The following is a 7,282-nucleotide window of genomic DNA, read 5'->3' as shown; positions in this document are numbered from 1 at the left end:
GCCGCCGGCGCGGTGTGGGTGAGCGCCTTCGTGGGCGACGCGTACCTGCGCGTGGAACCGGGCGGCAACATCACCCACCGGGTGCCGCTGGCCGGGCGCCGCGCGGTGGCCTGCAACCTCGGCGGCGCGGACGGGCGCACGCTGTTCATGCTCACCGCCGACACCGACGTGCAGCGCCTGGCACGCGGCGATTCCGCGGCACGGGTGGAGATCACGCGGGTCGAGGTGGCCGGCGCGGGATCGCCTTGACCGGCAGCGGGTTGCCCGCCGGCCGTACTCGCGCTAATTTGCGCGAACAATAACGAACGTTCGGCAGTCCGCCGGCCATTGCTGCGAGGAGAAGCTTCAGATGGACGCCACCGCCCTGCGCCCGGCCGTCGACGCCGACGGCCACATCATGGAATCGCTGGCCGAGATGGCCGAGTACGCGCACCCGGCGGTGCGCGAGCTGTGCCTGAATCCGCAGAATTTCTTCCGCACGCCGTTCCCCACCCTGGACGGCGTGCACTGGCCGAAGCCGTCGGTGTTCAAGGCCGAGCACGGCGTGATGGGCGACCAGGAACTGGCCAGCCGGCACCGCAAGGGCTCGGCCGAGGACTGGCTGGAGTTCCTGGAGAACGCCAACGTCGAATACGCGGTGATGTACACCAGCGAAGGGCTTACCGTCGGCCAGATTCGCGAGGAGGAGTACGCGGCTGCCGTCTGCCAGGCCTACAACGACTACGTGGCCGACCGCTACCGGCGCGTCAGTCCCAAGCTGCTGCCGATGGCGCTGATCCCGATGCAAAAGCCGGCCGCGGCGGTGCAAGAGCTGCGCCGTGTGGTGAAGGACCTGAAGCTGCCGGGCGCCATGCTGCCGTCCACCGGCCTGCCGCTCGATCTCGGCCACGAGTACTACTGGCCCATCTACGAGGAGGCGGCGGACCTGGGCTGCGTGCTCGGCGTGCACGGCGGCTCGAACGTGGGCCTCGGGCTGGATTCGCTCAACTCGATTTTGCCCTCGCACGTCATCCACCATCCGCTGGGGCTGATGCGCGCCGCCGTGTCGATGATCCACAACGGCCTGTTCGAGCGCTATCCCGGCCTGCGCGTGGCGTTCACCGAGGGCGGCTGCGGCTGGACCTGCGTGCTGCTCGACCGCATGGCGCGCAACGCCGAGCTCGGCATGATGGGTGCCTACCGCACCTTCGAGCACTACCTCGGCAACGGGCAGATCCTGATCGGCTGCGAACCCGGCGAGGGCACGCTGCCGTACCTGATCAAGCGCGTCGGGCCGGACGCGTTCGCGTTCTCGACCGACTACCCGCACGAGGTGGATTTCCGCGCCGTGCGCCGCGAAATCGAAACCGCCTACGCGCACCCCGACCTCACGCTGGAGGAAAAAAACAAGCTGCTCGGCGACAACGCCCGGCGGTTTTTCCGCCTGCAGTGAGCATGGCGTGGCCCGGCCGCGCCCGTCACCTGGAGGACCGACGATGAAACCCAACGACGCACTGGCCGCATCCCTGCCGCGCTGGCCGGCGGCCTTCAACGAAGTGCCCAAGTGGGCCTTCGAAGACGAAGGCGTGTTCGCCCTGGAACTCGAGCGCATCTTCCGTGGGCCGTTGTGGCACCCGGTGGCGCACGACGCCGAGCTGCCCAAGCCCGGCGACTACAAGACCGTCACCGTCGGGCGCACGCCGCTGCTGGTGATCCGCGGCGACGACGGCGTGGTGCGCGCCTTTCACAACGCCTGCACGCACCGCAGCACGCGCCTGGCCATGAACTTTCGCGGCCACAGCGGCGACATCGAATGCCCCTACCACCGCTGGGTGTTCGACACCCGCGGCCAGCTGCGCGCCTGCCCCGGTGAGGCCGAGTACCCGCCGGACTTCAAGCGCGCCGACTACAACCTGGCCGAGGCGCGCAGCGCGAGCTACGTCGGCCTGCTGTTCGTGAGCCTGCACCCGAGCCCGCCGCCGCTGCTCGACTGGATGGGCCACATGGCCGGCCCGGTGCGAGACGCGCTGGGCGGCGACGGGCGCCTGCAACTGCTCGGCTACCAGAAAGTCCGCTACCAGTCGAACTGGAAGGTCTACATCGACAACGACGCCTTCCACGCCCCGCTGCTGCACGCGGCGTTTCGCATGCTGCGCTGGCAGGGCGGCAGCGGCCGCCAGAGCCGCCTGCCGGCCGGACACATGATGATCCTGTCCGAAGTGGCCGCCCAGCCGAGCGACGGCGGCCTGCTGCGTGACCCGAGCGTGATCGGCTACCGCGGCGGCACGGCGCCGCGCAACAAGGCGCCGGCGCAGGGCGCCGGCTCGAGCCTGCTGGCGTTCTGGCCGCTGACGGCCATCGCCAACCACCTCGACATCTTCAACGTCCGCTACGCCAACCCGGTCGGCGTGGATCAGGTGGAAGTGCATTACGCCTACTTCGCCCACGCCGACGACGACGCCGACATGGTCCGCCACCGCCTGCGCCAGTCGTCGAACATGATCGGCCCGAGCGGCTTCGTGAGCCTGGAGGACGCCACCGTGTTCATGCGCATCCAGCAGGCGCTCGACACCGACCCGTCGCACACGTTCTTTTTGAAAGGCTACCGCAAGGGGGTGGATCTGGCCGAAACCAAACAGAACGACGAAGCGCCGAACGCGCTGTGGTGGGAGCACTACCGGCAGCTGATGGGCTTCGTGCGCGAAGGAGCGTGAACCGGTGACCGCCGCCCTGCTCGCACAACTCGACGCCCTGCAGACCCGCTACATCGCCGCCTTGGACGGCAAGGACATGCAGGTCACTTGCGCGCGCTGCGACAGTGGGCCGACCAGCACAACGTGGAACTGCTACACATCCAGCCGGGCAAGCCGACCCAGAACGCCTACATCGAACGCTTCAACCGGGCCTTCCGCACTGAGATACTGGATCGCTACGTCTTCATCACCTTGCATGAAGTCCGGTGCATGATCGAGGACTAGCGCCTCCGCTACAACCGCCAACGCCCCATCGCGCACTCGGCGGATTCTCGCCCGCCACTCAAAGCGGGGGACGTCGAACCAACCCTACCTCCGGGTGACTCGGAAAAACGAGGACGCTTCAACAAGCCTTCGACCTCGATGGCGATTTCAGAGGACATCGGCAAACCCCTTCCTGGTTTTCTGGAACCAGGCAAAACCCAACCACGCGATGGTGCTCGTCACCAGCCAATAAACCCCCAGCAATGAGAAGTCCGGCAGTTTGCCCCAGAAAAGTATATCCCTCGTCGTCTCGATGACGGGGGTGAGCGGATTGAGGTATAGAACGTGGCGGTAACTTTCTGGCAAAGCGCTAGACGGGTAAAAGACCGGACTCAGAAACATCAATATGGTGACAACGATACCTATGACCTGCGAGACGTCTCGCAGAAACACCCCCAGTGAAGCCAACGCCCAACTCAAACCCATAATGAAAAAGGAAAATGGCAAGATGACCAGTGGAAAGAGCAAAACGGTAGCGTGAGGCGCACCAAACAGCACAATATAAGCAGCAACCCACACGCCAAGGCTCACCAATGCGTGGTAAAGCGCTGCCAGCAGGCAGACAAAGGGCAATATCTCCTGTGGAAAAACAACTTTTTTGACGTAGTTGACGTTGGAGAGGATCAGGCTGGGCGCGCGATTGGCGCACTCGGAAAACAGGTTGAAGACGATCAGGCCTGCAAAGAGTACGAGCGCAAATTCGACTTTTGAACCGCTTTCTGTTCCCCAGCGCGCACTGAAAATGACACTGAAAACGAAGGTGTAAACCGATAGCATGAGCAGCGGGTTGAAAAGCGACCACAATAGTCCAAAAGCCGAACCCCGATAGCGGCCTAAAATCTCGCGCTTGGCAGAGGTATATATGAGAGTTCGGTTACGCCAGATGCTGGCCACCATTTCTATCGGTGTGGCGGGAAAATCACGCATCAGGCAAACACCTCAGTTTTAGGGAAAAGCTTACCCTGTAAGTCTTTGGTAAAAAAGATTGGGTGCCCCCTTAGGCCAGTCAATCTGGAGTGTGGCGTCGTTCCATAGGATACAGCGCCCATGAGCCGGCGCCTCATTGTCCGTGGTTTTGTTGAGGAACTCGGCGGTATCAGAGAGCACGAAAAAGTCATGGGCAAGCCCTTCGGGAATCCAAAGTTGGCGCTTACTTTCGGCGAAGGGCGGTTTCAAATCGGAAGTGCAGCACCTCGCTTCGAGTAAGGTGCTGCCATGGAAACGCAAACTTCATACACGTAGCTGCGGCCTGAGGATCGGGTCGTTATCGCTGGTATGACGCGCCTGGGGGCCGGTACGCGGGCCATCGCCCACGCGTTGGAGCGCTCGCCCTCGACGATCAACCGCCAACTGGCCCCGGTAAGGAGACGCCTATTTTTGCTGCGTTTTCCGTCCGGGGCAGGATGCGCCGGCCTGAATCATGGCGTAAGCCGTTGATTCACGGAGCGTCGTGCGGGCGTGTAGCGCACGACGACGAGCTGAAAAATTCCAGGGAGGGAATTTTTTCAGCATTTCCTTAACAATTCGTCGGAATGCGACGGTCGGGCAGATTGGATTCGATCATGGCGGCGTGCGCGCCGGCTGGCAATGGCTGGAGTTTATCAGCTATCGGTGGCAGCCCCCGGCACCGCATCGAACGGATAGCGGCGGTCAGCGGCCCAGCCAGCGCCGTGCCAGCCGCAGCGGCAGTGCCGCCAGCCATCGCCCCCAAGGGCCCAGGCGGGGGGTTCCGCGCACCTTGCCGAGCAGGTAGTCGAGGTATTCCCGCGTCACCGCGCGCGCTGGCGCTTTGGGGTCTATTGCCAGCGCACGGCCGGCGGCTACCGCGGGCGCATCGAATACCGGTCCCGGTCCCGGCCCCGCGATACCGGTGCCCGGCGGCAGCGGCGACAACGCCCGATAGGCGGCGGCCATCTGTGCCGGCGTCCAGCTCGGCAGCGCGGCGATGGCGGCGCGCGCCGCGGCGAGGCGGCTGCGATCGCGGTCGAGCTCGCGCAGCCGCGCTACCAGCGCCGCGGGCTCGGGCGCGATCAGCCAGCCGGTGCGGCCGTCCTCGATACGATCGACGAAGGCACCGACCCGGGTCGCCAGCGGCGGCACGCCCAGCAGCCACAGCTCGCTCAGCGTATAGCTGAAGGTCTCGGGCACGATGGACAACAGCAGACCGGCGTGGGGCGCGATCTCGGCGACCAGCCCGGGCAGCTCCTCGAGCCGATAGGAGCCGGTGACGCGCACGCCGGGCAGGCCCTCGAACTCGCGGCCTTCGTCGCCGCTGCCGAGCAGGTGGAGGTCGGCGAACTTGGTCAGCTCGGGCAGCGCGGCGCGCAGGATCGCGGCTCCCTTCTGCGGGGCGAGGCTGCCCAGCACCAGCAGTTGCAGGCGCCCTTCGCCGGGCGCCGCTGCGATCCGCGGCAGCGGCGCGCAGCCGTTGGCGATCACCGCCGCGGGCAGCGCCGCGGTCTCCGGGGCGAGCCGGTGCAGATTGCGCAACACCGCGGCGCTGGGCGCCACCAGCTGCACGGTCGGCGCGCGCAGCAGTTCGAGGTAGCGGGCGCGGATGTCCAGCCAGTGCCCGACGGTGGAATCGGCAAAAAACCGGTTCAGCGGATTGTCCGCGAAACAGGCGGCCATGCGCGCCGCGTCGCAGTGCGTGCAGGGCTCGCGAAAATGGATCGACAGCGCTGGGCAGTAGGGAAAGTAATCGTGCAGCGCCACCTGGGTGGGCAGCCCGGTCGCGAGCGCATCCAGGGCATGGCCGATGAGCGAGGACACCACCACCAGATCGACGGCGAAATCGCGGCGGATCTCGTCGAGGATGCGCCGGTAGTGATGGTGCGTGGCCAGGATCGAGCGGATCGGAAAATCCAGTTTCCACTCGCGCAGCAGCGCCCCCGCGTCGGCGCCGGCGTAGAGCGCGAGCCGATAGCCGAAGCCGGTCCAGTCGCCCAGCGAGCGCAGCACCAGGTGGCGGCGCTCGGTGTCCGCGGCGCACAGATCGCGCACCCAGCGGTCCAGGCCACCGCCCCAGCTGTGGGTGACGTGCAGCACCACCGGCTTCAGTGCCGGCGCCGGCGGCGGCACCACATCCGGGCCGCCGCTCAGGGCATCGGCCAACTGGCGGCGCAGCGGATCCAGGGGATGGTGGGCCTGAAATGCCCGCACGTCGGCATCCTCGGGCGGCAATGGCACCTCGAGCCGGCCGCCGGGCCAATGGGCGAAGGCCCAGTCGCAGGCTACTGCCGACCAGCCGCGGGCGCGCAAGCGCGCCGCGGGATTGCCGGTATCCACCAATCCGCCGGCGGCGGCCAGATCGGCCAGTGCCGCGGCGCGGAACAGACCGCACACCGGCACCAGGATCGGCACCTCGAACACCTGGTTGCGCGACAAGCGGGCCAGCCAACTGCGCACCTGACTGGGCACCACCCAGCCCGGCCGCGCGCCCGCAAAGGGCGAGCACAGGTGCAGGGCATCGCACAGCGGCTGCACCGCGCCGATGCGCGGATCGCGGCGCAGCGCACCGAGCAACAGCGCCACCCAGTCGGCGGACAGGTCGGCACCGGCGCGCACATAGGCGATATCGCGCTCGGGATGGGCGAGATGGACCGCGGCCAGCGCCGCCATCATGCCCGCCTCCGGCGCCAGCGCCAGGTGCGCACAGCCATCGGGAACCGGCACATCGGCCGGCCCGGCGGCGATCACTTCGAGTTCGGGCAGGGCTTCCCGCCATGCCGCCACCGCGGCAGCGCAGTCGCCAGCGGCCGGCAGCTGCAGGCATACCAAGGGTATGCTCATGGCCGGCGCGCCGCTCAGCGTTTGTGAAGAAATGCGCGTCCTGCGCATTTTTTGCGTCGCCCGTCCGGTACACGCCCGGACGTGCTCCAGCGAATCAAGCACTTGCGTGCTTGATTCGCGTCCGGCCATCCCTGGCCGGCCTGAGCGCTTGAAAAATTCACAAGCTCTCAGCCGGGCAGCAGGCGGGCCAGGCGCTGCGCCAGCGCCAGTGGGCCCAGCAGGCAGGCGCGACCTAGGCGGCCGAGGCGCGGCGAGCGCCGTATCCGCGCCGCGGTGTAGTCGAGGAACTCGCCGAGCACGTGCCCATAGGGCGCGTCGACGGCAGCGTGGAAGCTGCCGGCATCGCCATCCGTGGGACCCTCCACCCGCCACCACTGCAAATAGCTGGCGCGCGGATCGGCGGTCGCGAAGGGATTGGGAAATGCCTGTTGCAGGTCGGTTCGGGACCGGTAGAGCACGCGCTGGCGGGTCTCGATCTCAGTGCCATCGTCGAA

Annotated in this window: 8 protein-coding genes and 2 pseudogenes; 6 read left to right on the top strand and 4 right to left on the bottom strand. The window is 66.8% G+C overall.

Annotation, left to right across the window (positions count from 1 at the left end; genetic code table 11):
• The 4 genes and pseudogenes from PHC73_RS09750 to PHC73_RS09735 all read left to right on the top strand — a co-directional run.
• Window positions 1–249 (top strand): SMP-30/gluconolactonase/LRE family protein (locus PHC73_RS09750; protein ID WP_300127316.1); only part of this gene is annotated, 249 nt, incomplete at its 5' end.
• 100 nt (window positions 250–349) lie between these two features.
• Window positions 350–1,432 (top strand): amidohydrolase family protein, encoded by a 1,083-nt coding sequence (locus PHC73_RS09745; RefSeq protein WP_300127313.1) that lies wholly within the window; start codon window positions 350–352, stop codon window positions 1,430–1,432.
• 43 nt (window positions 1,433–1,475) lie between these two features.
• Window positions 1,476–2,693, top strand: a complete 1,218-nt coding sequence (locus PHC73_RS09740) for an aromatic ring-hydroxylating dioxygenase subunit alpha (protein WP_300127310.1) — start codon at window positions 1,476–1,478, stop codon at window positions 2,691–2,693.
• Window positions 2,694–2,786: 93 nt separating this feature from the next.
• Window positions 2,787–2,951: pseudogene (locus tag PHC73_RS09735) on the top strand (integrase core domain-containing protein); the annotation flags it as partial.
• Window positions 2,952–3,104: 153 nt separating this feature from the next.
• On the opposite strand, the gene PHC73_RS09730 reads toward PHC73_RS09735, so the two are convergent.
• Together PHC73_RS09730 and PHC73_RS09725 are read right to left on the bottom strand one after the other, a co-directional pair.
• On the bottom strand, window positions 3,105–3,923 hold the full coding sequence (locus tag PHC73_RS09730; RefSeq protein ID WP_300127307.1) for an ABC transporter permease: 819 nt from the start codon (window positions 3,921–3,923) through the stop codon (window positions 3,105–3,107).
• Window positions 3,924–3,953: 30 nt separating this feature from the next.
• Window positions 3,954–4,103 carry a dTDP-4-dehydrorhamnose 3,5-epimerase family protein gene (locus PHC73_RS09725; protein WP_300127319.1) on the bottom strand — a complete coding sequence of 50 codons (150 nt, stop codon included), beginning with the start codon at window positions 4,101–4,103 and terminating at the stop codon, window positions 3,954–3,956.
• Here PHC73_RS09725 and PHC73_RS09720 point away from each other — a divergent pair.
• Both PHC73_RS09720 and PHC73_RS14000 read left to right on the top strand, forming a co-directional pair.
• A complete protein-coding gene (locus tag PHC73_RS09720) occupies window positions 4,044–4,202 on the top strand; it encodes a hypothetical protein (protein ID WP_300127322.1) in 159 nt (52 codons plus the stop codon). The two genes, PHC73_RS09725 and PHC73_RS09720, sit on opposite strands and share 60 nt — an antisense overlap.
• 36 nt (window positions 4,203–4,238) lie before the next feature.
• A complete protein-coding gene (locus PHC73_RS14000; RefSeq protein WP_366949849.1) occupies window positions 4,239–4,433 on the top strand; it encodes a helix-turn-helix domain-containing protein in 195 nt (64 codons plus the stop codon).
• Between the two features lie 213 nt (window positions 4,434–4,646).
• Here PHC73_RS14000 and PHC73_RS09715 read toward each other — a convergent pair whose 3' ends face one another.
• Both PHC73_RS09715 and PHC73_RS09710 read right to left on the bottom strand, forming a co-directional pair.
• Window positions 4,647–6,788 (bottom strand): glycosyltransferase, encoded by a 2,142-nt coding sequence (locus PHC73_RS09715; protein WP_300127304.1) that lies wholly within the window; start codon window positions 6,786–6,788, stop codon window positions 4,647–4,649.
• 167 nt (window positions 6,789–6,955) lie between these two features.
• Window positions 6,956–7,282, bottom strand: a pseudogene (locus tag PHC73_RS09710) (hypothetical protein); the annotation flags it as partial.

It is taken from the genome of Immundisolibacter sp., assembly GCF_028696615.1.
Taxonomy (GTDB): domain Bacteria; phylum Pseudomonadota; class Gammaproteobacteria; order Immundisolibacterales; family Immundisolibacteraceae; genus Immundisolibacter.
The sequence above is the reverse complement of the archived record's forward strand: the minus strand, read 5'-3'. Positions and strand labels throughout refer to the sequence as shown.

Excerpts from the sequence above, each read along its gene's own strand:
- PHC73_RS09745 (WP_300127313.1), top strand. The coding sequence starts at position 350 with ATGGACGCCACCGCCCTGCGCCCGGCCGTCGACGCCGACGGCCACATC.
- PHC73_RS09740 (WP_300127310.1), top strand. The coding sequence starts at position 1,476 with ATGAAACCCAACGACGCACTGGCCGCATCCCTGCCGCGCTGGCCGGCG.
- PHC73_RS09730 (WP_300127307.1), bottom strand. The coding sequence starts at position 3,923 with ATGCGTGATTTTCCCGCCACACCGATAGAAATGGTGGCCAGCATCTGG.
- PHC73_RS09720 (WP_300127322.1), top strand. The coding sequence starts at position 4,044 with ATGAGCCGGCGCCTCATTGTCCGTGGTTTTGTTGAGGAACTCGGCGGT.
- PHC73_RS09715 (WP_300127304.1), bottom strand. The coding sequence starts at position 6,788 with ATGAGCATACCCTTGGTATGCCTGCAGCTGCCGGCCGCTGGCGACTGC.